The sequence below is a fragment of the Cystobacter fuscus DSM 2262 genome (assembly GCF_000335475.2).
GTDB classification, from domain to species: domain Bacteria; phylum Myxococcota; class Myxococcia; order Myxococcales; family Myxococcaceae; genus Cystobacter; species Cystobacter fuscus.
Window position 1 is genome coordinate 34281 of sequence record NZ_ANAH02000071.1, and the last position, 13634, is coordinate 47914.

The 13634-nt window shown below is 69.1% G+C and carries 16 protein-coding genes; 8 read left to right on the forward strand and 8 right to left on the reverse strand.

Going from position 1 to position 13634, the window contains the following annotated elements:
• Window positions 1–19: 19 nt before the first annotated feature.
• Window positions 20–568, forward strand: coding sequence for an isochorismatase family protein (locus D187_RS45680; RefSeq protein ID WP_002624088.1), 549 nt, complete (start codon window positions 20–22; stop codon window positions 566–568).
• Between the two features lie 12 nt (window positions 569–580).
• Here D187_RS45680 and D187_RS45685 read toward each other — a convergent pair whose 3' ends face one another.
• The 6 genes from D187_RS45685 to D187_RS45710 form a co-directional block, all read right to left on the reverse strand.
• On the reverse strand, window positions 581–1456 hold the full coding sequence (locus tag D187_RS45685) for a metal ABC transporter permease (protein WP_002624089.1): 876 nt from the start codon (window positions 1454–1456) through the stop codon (window positions 581–583).
• On the reverse strand, window positions 1437–2246 hold the full coding sequence (locus D187_RS45690; protein WP_051256826.1) for a metal ABC transporter ATP-binding protein: 810 nt from the start codon (window positions 2244–2246) through the stop codon (window positions 1437–1439). The genes D187_RS45685 and D187_RS45690 overlap by 20 nt, the downstream gene beginning before the upstream one ends.
• Window positions 2236–3069, reverse strand: coding sequence for a hypothetical protein (locus D187_RS45695; protein WP_002624091.1), 834 nt, complete (start codon window positions 3067–3069; stop codon window positions 2236–2238). Before D187_RS45695 ends, D187_RS45690 begins: the two co-directional genes overlap by 11 nt.
• Window positions 3070–3072: 3 nt before the next feature.
• Window positions 3073–3999: a metal ABC transporter substrate-binding protein gene (locus D187_RS45700; protein ID WP_002624092.1), complete on the reverse strand. Its 927-nt coding sequence runs from the start codon at window positions 3997–3999 to the stop codon at window positions 3073–3075.
• 26 nt (window positions 4000–4025) lie between these two features.
• Window positions 4026–5357 (reverse strand): hypothetical protein, encoded by a 1332-nt coding sequence (locus D187_RS45705; protein ID WP_002624093.1) that lies wholly within the window; start codon window positions 5355–5357, stop codon window positions 4026–4028.
• Between the two features lie 67 nt (window positions 5358–5424).
• Window positions 5425–5844, reverse strand: coding sequence for a hypothetical protein (locus D187_RS45710; protein WP_002624094.1), 420 nt, complete (start codon window positions 5842–5844; stop codon window positions 5425–5427).
• A gap of 219 nt (window positions 5845–6063) precedes the next feature.
• On the opposite strand from D187_RS45710, the gene folE reads away from it, so the two are divergent.
• From folE to D187_RS45730, 4 genes are all read left to right on the forward strand, one after another.
• Window positions 6064–6648, forward strand: a complete 585-nt coding sequence (gene folE / locus D187_RS45715; RefSeq protein WP_076606355.1) for a GTP cyclohydrolase I — start codon at window positions 6064–6066, stop codon at window positions 6646–6648.
• A 13-nt stretch (window positions 6649–6661) separates the two neighbouring features.
• Entirely contained in the window at window positions 6662–8092 is a 1431-nt protein-coding gene (locus D187_RS45720) for an FAD-binding oxidoreductase (protein ID WP_002624096.1), read from the forward strand.
• A 206-nt stretch (window positions 8093–8298) separates the two neighbouring features.
• The gene (locus D187_RS45725) at window positions 8299–9048 is read left to right on the forward strand and encodes a sigma-70 family RNA polymerase sigma factor (protein WP_002624097.1); all 750 of its coding nucleotides are present in this window, start codon (window positions 8299–8301) and stop codon (window positions 9046–9048) included.
• A 110-nt stretch (window positions 9049–9158) separates the two neighbouring features.
• Window positions 9159–9899, forward strand: a complete 741-nt coding sequence (locus D187_RS45730) for a tetratricopeptide repeat protein (protein WP_002624098.1) — start codon at window positions 9159–9161, stop codon at window positions 9897–9899.
• Window positions 9900–9987: 88 nt separating this feature from the next.
• Here the strand turns inward: D187_RS45730 and D187_RS45735 are convergent, their stop codons facing one another.
• Window positions 9988–10227 (reverse strand): twin-arginine translocase TatA/TatE family subunit, encoded by a 240-nt coding sequence (locus D187_RS45735; RefSeq protein WP_002624099.1) that lies wholly within the window; start codon window positions 10225–10227, stop codon window positions 9988–9990.
• Window positions 10228–10313: 86 nt separating this feature from the next.
• Window positions 10314–11285: a sensor histidine kinase gene (locus tag D187_RS45740; protein ID WP_002624100.1), complete on the reverse strand. Its 972-nt coding sequence runs from the start codon at window positions 11283–11285 to the stop codon at window positions 10314–10316.
• Window positions 11286–11514: 229 nt separating this feature from the next.
• Between D187_RS45740 and D187_RS45745 the strand changes: the two genes are divergently transcribed.
• The 3 genes from D187_RS45745 (at window position 11515) to D187_RS45755 (ending at window position 13605) form a co-directional block, all read left to right on the forward strand.
• Window positions 11515–11886: a response regulator gene (locus D187_RS45745; RefSeq protein ID WP_002624101.1), complete on the forward strand. Its 372-nt coding sequence runs from the start codon at window positions 11515–11517 to the stop codon at window positions 11884–11886.
• Between the two features lie 86 nt (window positions 11887–11972).
• Entirely contained in the window at window positions 11973–12299 is a 327-nt protein-coding gene (locus D187_RS45750) for an SCP2 sterol-binding domain-containing protein (protein ID WP_002624102.1), read from the forward strand.
• Window positions 12300–12408: 109 nt separating this feature from the next.
• Window positions 12409–13605, forward strand: a complete 1197-nt coding sequence (locus D187_RS45755; RefSeq protein ID WP_002624103.1) for a CaiB/BaiF CoA transferase family protein — start codon at window positions 12409–12411, stop codon at window positions 13603–13605.
• Window positions 13606–13634 lie beyond the last annotated feature (29 nt).

Consider the following 13634-nt stretch of genomic DNA (forward strand, 5'->3'; position numbering starts at 1 on the left):
GCTCGGAGAGACACGGCCCATGCCTACCTTCCGGCTCCAGAGGGATCAGATCTCGCTGCTCGTCGTCGACGTCCAGGAGCGGCTGTGCGGCGCCATGGCGCAGGACGCGCTCGAACGGATGCTCAACCGCGTCAACGCCGCCATCGAGGGCGCACGGGCGCTGGAACTGCCCGTGCTCGTCACCGAACAGTACCCCAAGGGCCTGGGGCCCACGCACTCGCTGGTGAAGGCGCGCCTGGGGGACTTCTCCCCCGTGGAGAAGCGGGAATTCAGCGCCTGCGTGCCCGAGGTGCTGATGGGTCTCCATGCCCGCGAGCAGGTGCTGATCGTGGGCATGGAGACCCACGTGTGTGTCTTCCAGACGGTGCGCGCACTGGTCGAGCGGGGCTTCACACCGTTCGTCTGCTCGGACGCGGTGCTGTCGCGCCACCCCGAGGATCGGCGCGTGGGCCTGGAGGCGTGCCGCGAAGCGGGCGCTCGCCTGCTCACCGTGGAGCTGGCGCTCTTCGATCTGCTCGGGAGCGCGGACGCCCCCGAGTTCAAGAAGATCTCCGCCGCGGTGCGCTGAGCGCCCTTTGCCTCAGGCCCGGGAGCGGGTGACGAACTGCTTCACGCCACGCACCCCGAAGGCCAGTGCCACGATCGCGGTCGCGAGCACCGTCTGCGAGCCGCCCACGGGGAAGTTGTAGAAGTAGGCGAAGAGGTAGCCACCCAGGCCCGAGATGGCGCCCGCGAGCGTGGACAACAGGAAGGTCCACGGCAGGCGCAGATCCAACATCAGCGCGGCGAGCGCCGAGAGGATGGAGAAGGCGAACACCGGCAGCGCGCCGAGCGCCCGCGCCGACACACCCACCATCAGCCCGATGGAGATCATCAACACCGCGTCGAGCATGCGCACCGGCAGCCCCTGCACGTGCGCGCCGATGCGATCGAAGCTGGCGAAGGTGAGGCCGCGGAACCACCACAAGTGGATGAAGAGGATGAGGGCGCCCGCCCACGCGACCGCGAGCAGTTGGGGGCGCTCCACGAGCACCGCCGTGCCGAAGAGGATGCCCTGGATGTCATGGGCCTCCTGTGAGATGCGGTCGCCCACGAGGATGGCCGCGCCGCCCGTGAACGCATAGGCCAGGCCGAGCAGGCTTTCCCGCGTGAGCCGCAGCCGCGCCGGGTCCATCATCAACAGCATCGTGGCCACCAGCGCGAGCGCCACCGCGCCCACCGTGGGATCCACGTGCAGGCCCAGGTGGATCTCCACATAGAAGGCGAGCGCCACGCCCAGGCCCGCCGACTGCGTCACCGCGGCGCTGACGAACACCATGCGCCGCAACACCACGTAGACGCCCAGGAAGCCGAGCACGCTGCCGGCGATGAGCGCGCACAGCATGGGATCGCGGAACAACTCGTAGGCGTCCCAGAACTGGGCCCAGGAGGAGGGACTAACCGACTGTGGGTCCACGAGGATGTCCTGAAGGCGGATGACGGGGGCAGTACTCGTCGCCGTACTGGCGGCGGAAGGCAGGATGGCAGAAGACCGTGTCCGCGTCGCCCAGGACCACGGACCTGGTCTCCCGATCCACGAAGAGGAGCTGATCGGCGGACTCGGCGGCCACGCGCAGGTCGTGACTCACCACCACCACCGCGAGTCCATGCTCATGCGCCAGATCCGCCAGGCGCTTCATCGTCTCGCGCTCGGCCACGGCGTCCATGGCGGCCGTGGGCTCGTCGAGCAGCACCAGGTCCGCCTTGGTGGCGAGCACGCGCGCGAGCAGGGCGCGCTGCTTCTGTCCCTCGGACAGCTCGCGGTAGGGGCGGTGGGCGATGGGCAGGGCCCCGGCGGTGTCCAGCGCCTGCTCCACCGCGCGCCGATCCCCGCGCGCACCGAAGGGCCACATGAAGTTCCACCCGGACATCCGCCCCCAGCGCACCAGCTCCCCCGCGCGCACGGGCAGCAGCGCGTCGATGCCCGAGGTCTGCGGCACATATGCGCTCTTCACGTGCGGGCTGGAGCGGTACACCCGGCCGGACACCGGCGGCAGGAGGCCCAGCAACGTCTTGAACCACGTGCTCTTGCCCGAGCCGTTGCGGCCGATGACCGCCAGGAAGGTGCCCCGGCGCACCTGGAAGTCCACGGGTGGCAGCATCGGCTTGCCGTCGTAGCCAATCACCAGATCCTCGCAGCACAGGATCACGTCCTTCGTGTGCTCGTGCGAGTGCTCGTGTTTCGTCACCACGGGCTCATTCTCCACGGGACACCTCCGCTTGGGGCTTGAGCTGGGACAATCGCTCCACCAGGGCCTTGCGTGCGTCTTCATTGAACAGCACCGGGTTGTCCCCCTGCACGAGCTTGCCCCAGTCCACCGGGTCGAACAGCGCGGCCGTGAGCACCAGGTCCAGGCGCAGCTTCGCCTCGGGCGGGGTCGTACGGTCCGAGGGCAGGTCCACCGCGCCGGTGAGGATCGCCACGGGGGCGTCCGTGGTCGTGCCGGTGGGGAGCTCCAACTCGAAGGAGCGCTCACCCTGGAAGCGCGCGGGCACGCGCGAGTCGCGCACGGTGCCCACGAGCCGCAAGGACGCCACGGACCAGCGGCCCTGGGACACCTGGGTCTGGGGTAGCGCGCACTCGGGGGCGCACGCCATCGCGCGCGTCTCGGGGGCGAGCAGATCCAGCGGCGCTTCCGTGGCGAGCGTCACCACGGCACTCGAGCCGCCTCCGCCTCCCATCTCCGCGGCCACCTGCTCATAGGGGATGAGGGCGCCGTCGTCGCGGTGGCAGTGGCCGCCGTGGCACAGCGAATAGCCCGGCGGGGGACGGGCCGGGTCGAACGTCGTGCCCGAGCCAGAGCCCGAGGCGCTGGCGAGCAGCTCGATGCCGGACAGCCGCATCGAGGCCGAGTCCAGGCGCACCTGGTAGTCCGAGCTCAAGCGTTGGTAGCCGTCGCTCGCGGCGCGGGAGGCGAGGGGCTCGTAGGCGACACGCACGGAGGGCTCGACGACGGCGAAACCCTGGCCGGGCTCCCAGGCGCAACCACCCAGGGCGAGGCCCCACACGAGGAGGAGGGAGCGGCGCATGGTTCAGCTCCCCTGGCCCTTCAGGCCCTTCTCCAGCCGGGTCACCACGTCCTCGATGTGCTGTGGGTATGTCTCTCCTCCCCGGAAGTTGGTGCCGCCCGGGAGGACGACGAGGGGGGCGGGGATTTTATCCGCCACCAGCTTGGAGGTGCTGGCGGGGTAGTACTCCTCGCGCAACACCATGCGCGCCTTGCGCTGGCGGGCCTGCGCGAGCACCTGGGCCACGTGGGCGGGCGTGGGCGGGATGCCGGGCTTGGGCTCGAGGTAGGCGATGGTGTCGAAGCCCAGCCACGCGGACAGGTAGGCCGTGGTCCGGTGGTAGGCGACGATGGGCGTGCCCTTGAGTCCGGCCAGCCGCTGCTGCCAACCGGGGATGGCCTTCTTCAGCTCGTCGGTGAACTTCGCCAGGTTGGCGCGGTAGGCCTCCGCGTTCTTCGCGTCCAGGGCGATCATCTTCTCGGCGATCCCCTGGGCGACCACGAGGCCGATGTTCGGATCATAGAGGTAGTGCGGGTTGCCGCCCGGGTGCACGTCGCCATTGCTGCGGTCCGTGGGCGTCTGGGGCACCTCGCGCTTGCTCGTGACGAACTGGGACACGTCCAGGAAGCCGGGGCCGCTGGAGAGGATGCGCTGATTGCGCGCGCCATTCTGGAGCGTGGGCAACCAGCCGATCTCCAGCTCCAGGCCGATGGAGAGCAGCAGATCGGCGCGGTTGAGCTCGAGCGCCAGATTGGGTCTGGCGTCCACGAAGTGGGGATCCTGGGTGGACAGCGCCATGGCGGTGACCTGGACGTGCTCGCCGCCCACGGCCTTGGCGAGCGCGGCGAGGTCGGGCAGCGTGGCGACCACCTTCAGGTCGGCGCGGGCGGGAAGGGACAGCAGGCAGCAGAGGGCGGCGCTCAGGGCCGCGAGGAATCGGAAGGGGCTCATCGAGGGCTCCAGTGCGGGAAGGGGATTCAGAAGGCGTGAGCGCCGTGCGCGCCCATCACCACTTCGAGTGCGAGGAAGACCGAGGTGTCCGGCTGCTCCCGCCAGCCGACGAGGTCCGTGGCGGCTTGCAGGCGCAGGCGCGAGAACTCGGTGGGCCAGAAGGTGACGTTGGCCGAGACGCGCTGGCGATTGGCGGTCCAGTCGGGGTCGAGCGCGTCGTTGGCGATGGCGCCCTCGAGGTCGCGCGCGGGGGTGCCGAACTCGTAGCGGCCAGCGGCGGCCCACCGCTGGGAGAAGCGCCAGAGGACCTGGCCGTAGCCGCTGAGATCCGAGAGGACGTCCTGGGGCACCTGCCGGCGTCGGTAGAACAGCTCGCCCTGGAAGGCCACGATGGTGGAGTCGCCTCCGGCGAGGGGCCGGTACTTGAGGTACACGTCGGTGCCGAACACGTCGGCGCGGTTGCGGTAGCCGGTGGGGGTAGGCCCATCTGCGGCGGACAGGCCCCAGACGAGTGACAGCTCATCCCCCAGCGGGAAGAACTGCTTCACCGCGCCGGTGAACTGGAAGTCGAAGGGTGAGCGGACCCCTCCGCCCCCGGCGCCGAGGAAGCTGCGCGCGGTGCTCCCGCCGCTCGCATCGGTGACGGAGCCCACGACTTCCAGGAACCAGGGCAGCGGCGCGAGCCACGAGGCCTCCACGCCCAGTCCGCGGTTACCTTCACCGCCGAAGACGCGGCCGAGCGCGAAGGGCTGGTCCACGAAGTCCCAGGCATGCGGGTGGGTGGAGTTGAGCCGGCCGAAGAGGGTGAGGAACTGGCCGGCGCGCAGCTGGAGGTTGGCGGGCAGGGCGGTGGTGGCGGCGTACGCCTCCTCCACCTCGACGCCGAACTGGCTGAAGACGATGTTGCCGGTGAAGCGGAAGTAGGGATCCACCGCCGTGTTCAACGACATCTCCAACTGTTGGAGGTTGAAGCCGTTGGCGGTGGGATCATGTCCGCCCGACTGCAGGGGCTCCTTCGCGCTGAAGGCGGCCCCCGCCACGTCGAGGATGAAGGACAGCTCCAGTCCACGGAAGTTGATGTTGCTCGGGCTGATCACCACCCCACTGGGATTGGAGCTGGCGGCGGGCGGGGTCGCGGCGGGGGGCGCGCCCGTCGGGTCCGCGGCGGCGGCGTCCTGGCCGAGCGCCGACTCGATGTCCTTCAAGTCGTCGGCGGACAGCCCCGGGTCCTCGGCGGAGGCAGGGGTGTCCGGGGAAGAGGGGGGAGGCGTGGCCGGGTCCTGCGCGGACGCGGACAGCGGGAGGGACAACGACAGACAGGCGATGATGCCGGCGAGCCGGCACGACGGAAGGGACACGTGCTACTCCTCGAACCAGGACGTCGCCCGGGGGCGGACGTCGACCCAAGACCTCGCTTCGACGCGGCTAGGCGCGCGCCGGAGGAGACACCTTGGGCGCCAGGTCGAGCACGGACAGCGAGGACAGCGCGCGGGGAGACTCGGTGACGAGCGGATTCACCTCGAGGCAGGTCGCGACGAGGGACGTCGCTGGCGCGGGGCTCCCGGTCCATGGGGGGCGCTCGCTGGAGGAGAGGAAGTCGCACGCCTCATGGCGCAGCGCGCCTTCGGGCACGGACGCCTGCCGCTCCACCGCTCGTTCTTCCTGGAAGCGCACCGAGCGTGCGGAGCTCCCGCTGGAAGGGGCCTCCTCGAAGGCGCCGTGCACCGCGCAGTAGCGGTGCGAGTGTCCCTGGACGTGCGCGAGGGCGAGCAGTGACTGGATCACCCAGAGCGCCACCAGCAGGGGCGCGATGAGGGGACCAGCGGTATGGGCTCGGGAACGCATGGACCAGGGGATCCCAGGGCTCTACTGACGTGCCCGGAGCGTGTCAAGGGTGGGAGGGTGAACGGCGGGAAGCGCTCTTCATTCCGGGGATGGGTCTTCCCGGAAGATCCCACGCGGGCTTCGCTATAGGTTGCACCCCCTGTCGTGTTGGGGTCCTAGGAACGTCCAGGAGGTGTGCCCGTGGGAAATCGCCGAGTCACGAAGGAGGGAGCGCGAGTCATGAAGCCGGATCGGGCCGCCATGGCCGTGGCCATCCAGGACTTCCTGCGCGCGGCGGGACTCTCCCAGGAGGAGGATCCCAACCTCCACGAGACGCCGGAGCGGGTGGCGGAGGCGTGGGCGACGGAGTTCCTCGACGGCTACACCCAGACGCCCGAGGAGGCGCTGGGGGAGTTGATTCGCGCGCCGCGAGGCTCGTCCGGGGAGTTGGTGGTGGTGACGGACCTGCGCTTCCAGTCCATGTGTCCGCACCACCTGCTGCCCGTCGAGGGCCGGGCCCATGTGGCCTACGTCCCAGCGAAGTGGGTGGTGGGTTTCGGGCGGTTGGGCACGCTGGTGGATTGCTTCGCGCACCGGCTCATCCTCCAGGAGGACATGGCGCGCGAGGTGGCCGCGTCGTTGGCGCGCGTGCTCGGCAGCCCCGCCACCGCCTGCATCATCGAGGCGGAGCAGGCGTGTTTGCGCATTCGGGGGCCCCGGCAGCGGGATGCGCGCACGCACGCGGAGGCCTATGAAGGTTTGTTGCGACGGGACGGAGCCATGCGCCGGGAGTTGTGGACGCGCCTGGCGCTCCCGCGCCGATGAAGGAGGGAGCGGCATGAGCCTGCCCGCGGAGCGTACTTTTCCGAGACCCGATCCCGCGCTGATGGAGCGAGCCCACACGTCTCTGGTGGCGGTGCTGTCCGAGGGCCAGGTGCGCCGCGACGCGCCCACCCTGGAGCGCTACGCCCGGGACGAGTCCGACTCGGGCGTCTATCCCCCGGATCTCGTGGTGTTTCCCGAGGACACGGCCCAGGTGTCCGCGGTCTTCCGCACCTGCCAGGCGCTCGGTGTGCCCTTCACGCCCTGTGGGGCGCGCAGTGGCAAGAGTGGCGGCTCGCTGCCCCTACGAGGCGGCGTGGCGGTGAGCCTGGAGCGGATGAACCGCATCCTCTCGGTGTCGGTGGAGGACATGACGGCGGTGGCGCAGCCGGGCGTCATCACCGGTGACTTCATGAAGGCGGTGGACGCCCAGGGGCTCTTCTATCCCCCGGACCCGAACTCCTGGGAGTTCTGCACCCTGGGCGGCAACGTGGCGGAGAACGCCGGAGGCCCGCGGGCGCTCAAGTATGGCGTCACCCGGGACTACGTCATCGGCCTGGAGTGGGTGCTGCCCTCGGGCGAGGTGCTGCGCGTGGGCCGCCGCACGCTCAAGGGAGTGGCGGGTTACGATCTGGTGGGCCTTTTCGTGGGCTCGGAGGGAACGCTCGGGGTGGCCACGGAGATCACCGTCCAGCTCCTGCCCCGGCCCCGGTACGTGAAGACGGCCCTCGTCGTCTTCGACTCGGTGTACGCCGCCGCGCGCGCCATCACCGCCGTGCTGACGGCGGGAATCCTCCCCCGGACGTTGGAGCTCCTCGATGACACGGCCCTTTACGCCGTGCGTCATCGCGGCTTTCCCTTCCCCGAGGGCGCGGGAGCGGCCGTCATCGCCGAGGTGGATGGCAACGTGGAGGAGGGCCTGTTCACGGAGCTCACCCTGCTCGGGGAGATCTGCGAGCGGGAGGGGGCGCGGGAGGTGCTCGTGGCCCAGGACGAGTCCCAACGAGAGAGGCTGTGGACGGCGCGCCGCCTGGTCTCCCCGGCCCTCCGGGCCTTGCGGCCGCACAAGATTTCCGAGGACATCGCCGTTCCTCGCTCCCGGATTCCCGACATCATCCGGGCGCTCAAGGACATGGGCGAGGAGCTGGGTCTGCTCGTCGCCACCTACGGTCACGCGGGAGACGGCAACCTGCACGCCAACCTGCTCTACGACGGTCCGCACCAGCGCGCGCTCGTGGAGAAGGGCATCCAACGGATGTTGGAAATCACCGTCGCCATGGGTGGCACCATCACAGGCGAGCATGGTGTGGGACACGCCAAGCGGGAATATCTGGCGATGGAGCAGGATGAGGGCGTCCTCTCCCTGCAACGCCGGCTGAAGGACTTCTTCGATCCTTCGGGACTCCTGAATCCGGAGAAGATCTTTCCAGCGCCCAGGCGGCCGTGACGCTATGGAAGGAGTGGGGTCGTTTCACTCCAAGTCATTGCCGCGAACATTGTCGTGCGACTTGTGGACAGGGTAAGCAGAACAAATACTCCCCTGTCGTGGAATCGAGAAACCCTCCGGGCCGTCGTGCGTCTTAACTCCAAGAGTGGACGCGGAGACGGGGGTGGGCGCGTCCGAATCGTGAATGCAACGGAGGACGCGAAATCATGGCAACCAGGACGATGAAGTACGGAGCCGAGGGCCTTTCGCACTACCTGCGTCACCTCGGGGAGCACACGCAGTTGACCCGGGAGCAGGAGTACGAGCTGGCTGGTCGTGCCCGCAAGGGCGATGAGGCGGCGCGACAGACGCTCGCCACGAGCAACCTGGCGTTCGTGGTAGCGGTGGCCAAGAAGTTCGCCAACCGTGGGGCTCGCCTGGACGACCTCATCCAGGAGGGCAACGTGGGCTTGATGAAGGCCATCGAGCACTTCGACCCGAAGAAGAACGTGCGCTTCGCCACCTACGCGGTGTGGTGGATCCGCGCCTACATCACCCGCTACCTCAAGGACAACCGCAGCCAGGTGCGCGGTGGCGAGGCCGAGCGCGGCAGCATGATGGACTTCTCGCTCGACGCGAGCATCGACGAGGACGGCGAGACGACCTTCCTGGATCGGCTGGAGGACGGGGGGCCGTCGCCCCAGGCCATCTTCCTGTCGCGCGAGCAGGATGGGGAGGTTCAGGAGGCCCTGGCCAAGGTTCGCAAGCGCATTGGCGATCTGGGCTGGGACATCCTCCAGGAGCGGCTCACGCAGGACAAACCGCGCACGCTCGAGGAGCTGGGCCAGCGCTGGGGCGTGTCGCGCGAGCGCGTGCGGCAGGTGGAACTCAAGACGAAGAACTTCCTCGAGCGTTACCTGGCGGCCTTCAACCAGGACGAGGAGTTCGAGGCCATGAACCCGGCCGACGCCGCTTGAGCGCGAGGGCGGGTTCCATGTCCATAGCTCACCGAGGCGGTCCTCGAGGTGCCTGAAGCACCGCGGGGGCCGCCTTCCTCGTTTGAAAATCGCGTGCTAACACGACGGGAATGCGCTCGCTTGCTCTTGCCCTCGTCCTGTTGATGGCCCTGCCCGGGCTGGCCGCCACCCCCGATGAGCTGTCCGCGATGGACGCGTTGTACGCGAAGCGGGCGGACGGTGCCGTGGTGAAGCAACTGGGCGAGACGTTGAACAAGGCACTCCAGGCGGCCCCCGAGGACTACGAGCTGTTGTGGCGCTCGGCCCGGCTCCTCCAGTGGCAGGCGGATGGCGCCGCCGATTCGAAGGCCAAGAAGAGCTTCGGCAAGCAGGCCTGGGAGATGGGAGATCGCGCGCGCAAGGTGGTGCCCGGGCGCGTCGAGGGCCACTACTTCTCCGCCGCGGGCATCGGCTCCTACTCGCAGGCGGTGGGTATCCTCACGGCGCTGGGCGAGGGTCTGGAGGGCAAGTACAACGAGCGCCTGGACACGGCGATCAAGCTCGATCCCCAGTACGACTTCGGCGCGCCGCTGCTCATCAAGGGGCGCTACCACTACGAGCTGCCCTGGCCCAAGCGGGACTTGAAGAAGTCCGCCGCGCTCTACCAGAAGGTGCTCGCGGCGCACCCCGGCAACCTGCGCGCGTGGATGTTCCTGGCCGACACGCTCCTGGCCCAGGGCGAGGAGAAGCAGGCGCACGAGGCCATCCTCAAGGTCTTCCAGGGCAGCGTGGCGTATGACCCCGCCGAGGGCCAGCGCGTCCAGGCCCAGGCCAAGGCGGTGCGGGCCCGCATCGAGGAGAAGCTCAAGTAGGGCGGGGCAAGCAACGACGACGCCCGTGCCGCCCCCTCGTCTGGAGGAGAGCGCACGGGCGCGAGCCGCACGACGTTCGCGGGAGGACTCAGCCCTGACGGCTGGCGCTGCGCGCGTTGGCGTCCTTCATGTCCACGCCATTGGAGCCCTCGGCGAAGGTCGGCGTGGACTTCTTCTCCTCGGGCGCGGACTCCTCACCGCTGAAGCCCCGCTTGAAGTTGCGGATGGCGCTCCCCAGGGAAGAGCCCAGCTGCGGCAGGCGCGTGCCTCCGAAGAGGAGGAGCAGCGCCCCCATGATCAACAGAATCTCCATCGGTTTCAGACCCATCGCGCCCTCCTTGGCACAAACCGGCGCCACAGGATAGCCCCATGCGGGGTGGGTCGCCAGCAAGACACGCGTGCTTTACACCTGGACTACACCTGGATGCCCGCGGAGGTAGCGAGCAGGGCGGGCAGGGTGAGGTAGAGCGTCGTGCCGCCCGCGTCGCTGCTCGCTCCCACGCTGCCTCCCTGCACCTCCACCTCCTGCTGGGCGAGCGCCAGACGCAGCGGATCCTCCAGCTTCTTCTCGCGAAAGGCGCGCTCCTCCCGTGCGAACACCAGCGCGAGCTCCTCGTCCGGCACGGGGACTCCGTCCCGCCGGACTTCCACGCGCAGCCATTGTCCCTGGGGCAGCACTCGCACCCGGAGTTGTTCTCCGGCCTGGGCGCGCAGCAGGTGGTGGCGGATGAAGGCCTCCACGGCGTGCTGGACACGCCCCGCGTCCACGTCCACTTCGGGGAGGGGACCGCCCGGCAGCTCCAGGCTGAGCGCCACGCTGGCCGTGCCCGCCGCCTCCAGGTGGCGTTCCACCGCGGCGGTGAGCAGGGGCTCGAGCGGCTGCCGCTCCCGCTCGCACGCCAGCATGCCCAGGTCGGCCCGGCTCGCGTCGAAGAAGTCCTGGGAGAACGACAGGGCCTTGTCGGTGTTGCGCAGGATGGTCTCCAACCCGCGTTTGGCCTTGGCCTCCAGGGGGATGCGGCCGTTGAGCAGCAGGGCCGCGTAGGAGCGCACGTTGGCCAGCGCGCCCCGGAGATCGTGCGAGGCCATGCCCAGGTAGCGCACGCGGCGGTGGATGAGCATCGCGTCGTCTTCCTGGGGCTGGGTCCACACCAGCCGCGCGCCATCGCCCATGGGCCGCTCGCCCACCCGCAGCAGCCGATCCTCGCGCTCCCACAGCTCTCCACCCGCCCGGAGGTGGAAACCCGCCCCCTCCATCAGCTCCGCCACGGAGCCCACGGTTTCGGGCAGACGCTCCAGTCCCAGCTGGGCGCTCAGCCGCTCGTCCAGTGGCTGGAGCTGGCCACGCCGTGACAGGATGGCGAAGCCAGGCTCGTCGGCGCCCATCGCCCCGGGTCTTTCCAACTCACACCTCACGCCTGCCCTCTCCTCGTCCATGGGTTGATGTACAGAGTGGGTCGGCTCTGTCACTTTTGCAACGAGCCTGCCGCGCCGCTCCACGGACCGGCCGATTTCCCCCGCACCTTGACGCGCCTTGGGGGAAAATCGAGCCCGCGCATCACTTGAGGAGAAGAATCTGTCTTCCGCTAATCTTCAGCCCCAGGATTCCCACGTCGTGCTGGTGGTCGATGACGACCCCGACATCCTCGAGGCCCTGTCGGAAATCCTCGAGGCCGAGGGCTTCGAGATCCGCCGGGCACGCAATGGCAAGGAGGCCCTCGAACGGCTCGAGCCCGATCCCCCCCAGCTCATCCTCCTGGACTTGATGATGCCGGTGATGGACGGCTGGGAGTTCGCCCAGCGCATGCGCCAGCGGCCCAGCGTGGCCCACATCCCCATCATCGTCCTGAGCGCCGACCGCAACGTGGGCCTCAAGGCCACGGACATCGGCGCCACGGGCCACCTGGCCAAGCCCTTCGAATTGAGTGATCTGCTCGACATGGTCCGCCGGGCCCTGGCCAGCGGCACGCGCGGCACCGCTCGCTGAACCCGCTTGCTGGCTTGACCTCCCCGGGACCCGTCATTACGGTCCTGGCCGGCGTTGATTCAACAATCAATCCCCAAGGAGCAAGCATGAACTCGAAGGACATCATCGAGAGCCGCATCCCGAGCATCCTCAAGGAGAAGCCGGAGCTGGCCAAGGACATCAACGCGGTCATCCACTTCGACATCAGTGGCGACAACGGCGGCAAGTGGACGCTGGACTGTACCAAGCCCGAGGGCTGGGTGTCCGAGGGCATCAACGGCGCGTCCAAGATGACCGTCTACATGTCCAACGAGGACTTCGTGAAGATCACCGAGAAGAAGCTCAACTCGCAGATGGCCGCCATGCAGGGGAAGATCAAGTTCAAGCCCATGGACATGGGCCTCGCCATGAAGCTGGCGAAGCTGCTGGGCTAGACTCACCGGAAGCCGCGTCCCCTCGGGGCCGCGTGTTTCCTCGGGCGGCGCGCGCTCCTCTGGGGCTCGCGCCGCTTCTTTTTTTTCCGCCCCCGCCCCCCCCACGCCCATGAACACGCTTCCCCTGTCTGGCCTCAAGGTCCTGGATCTCTCCCGGCTGCTGCCGGGCCCGTACGCCACGCTGGTACTCGCCGACCTGGGCGCCACGGTGGACCGGGTGGAGGACCCCGCCGGGGGTGATCCCCTGCGCCAGATGCCTCCCCTGAGCGACAGCGGCGAGAGCGCGCTGTTCTACGGGCTCAACCGCAACAAGCGCTCGCTCACGCTGGATCTCAAGTCCCCCGCGGGCCGCGACGCCTTCCTGCGCCTGGTGCGCGGCTACGACGTGCTCGTGGAGAGCTTCCGGCCCGGTGTCATGGAGCGCCTGGGGCTGGGCTGGGACGCGCTGCACGCGCTCCACCCGCGGCTCGTCTATTGCGCCATCTCCGGCTACGGCCAGACGGGCCCGGATCGGCTCCAGGCGGGACATGATCTCAACTACGTGGCGCGCGCGGGAGTGCTCGGCTACGGCGGCCAGACGGAGGGCGCGCCGGCCTTTCCCGGCGTGCAGATGGGCGACATCGGCGGCGGCAGCCTCTTCGCGCTGGTGGGCGTGCTCGCGGCGCTCCACGAGCGCGAGCGCACCGGCCAGGGCCGCTTCGTGGACGTGTCCATGACGGACGGCGCCCTGGCCTTCCTCCACATGCACCTGGCCGCGCGGCTCTTCCTCGGCGACCAGGCGCCGCCCCTGCGCCGCGGCACGGACATCCTCAACGGCGGCTTCGCCGGCTACGGGCTCTATCGCACCTCGGATGGTCGCTACCTCTCCGTGGGCGCCCTCGAACCCAAGTTCTTCGCCGGCGTGTGCGAGGTGCTCGGACGCCCCGAGCTGCTCGCCGACGGCTACTCCCCGGGCGAGGCGGGCGCGCGCGTGAAGGCCGAGCTCACGCGCCTGTTCTCCGAGCACCCGCTGGCGTACTGGATGGAACGCTTCAGCGGCCAGGACGTGTGTGTCGAACCCGTACTCGAAGGGGACGAGGTGCTCGCGGATGCTCAGCTGCGCGCCCGCGGTCTGTTCGCGCGGTCCGTGGATACCCCTCGGGGGAGGACGGTGACCCACCTGCTCACGCCGCTGCGCCTGGGCGACACGCCGCTGCGTCCTCCTCCCTCTCTGGGACAGCACTCCCGGGACATCCTCCAGGAAGCGGGGTTGAGCCTGGAAGAGATTGAAAAGCTGGGCATCCAGGTCATGCCAGGAATTGAATGACCCGCCTCCCGGTTGTTTTACAGCCCGGT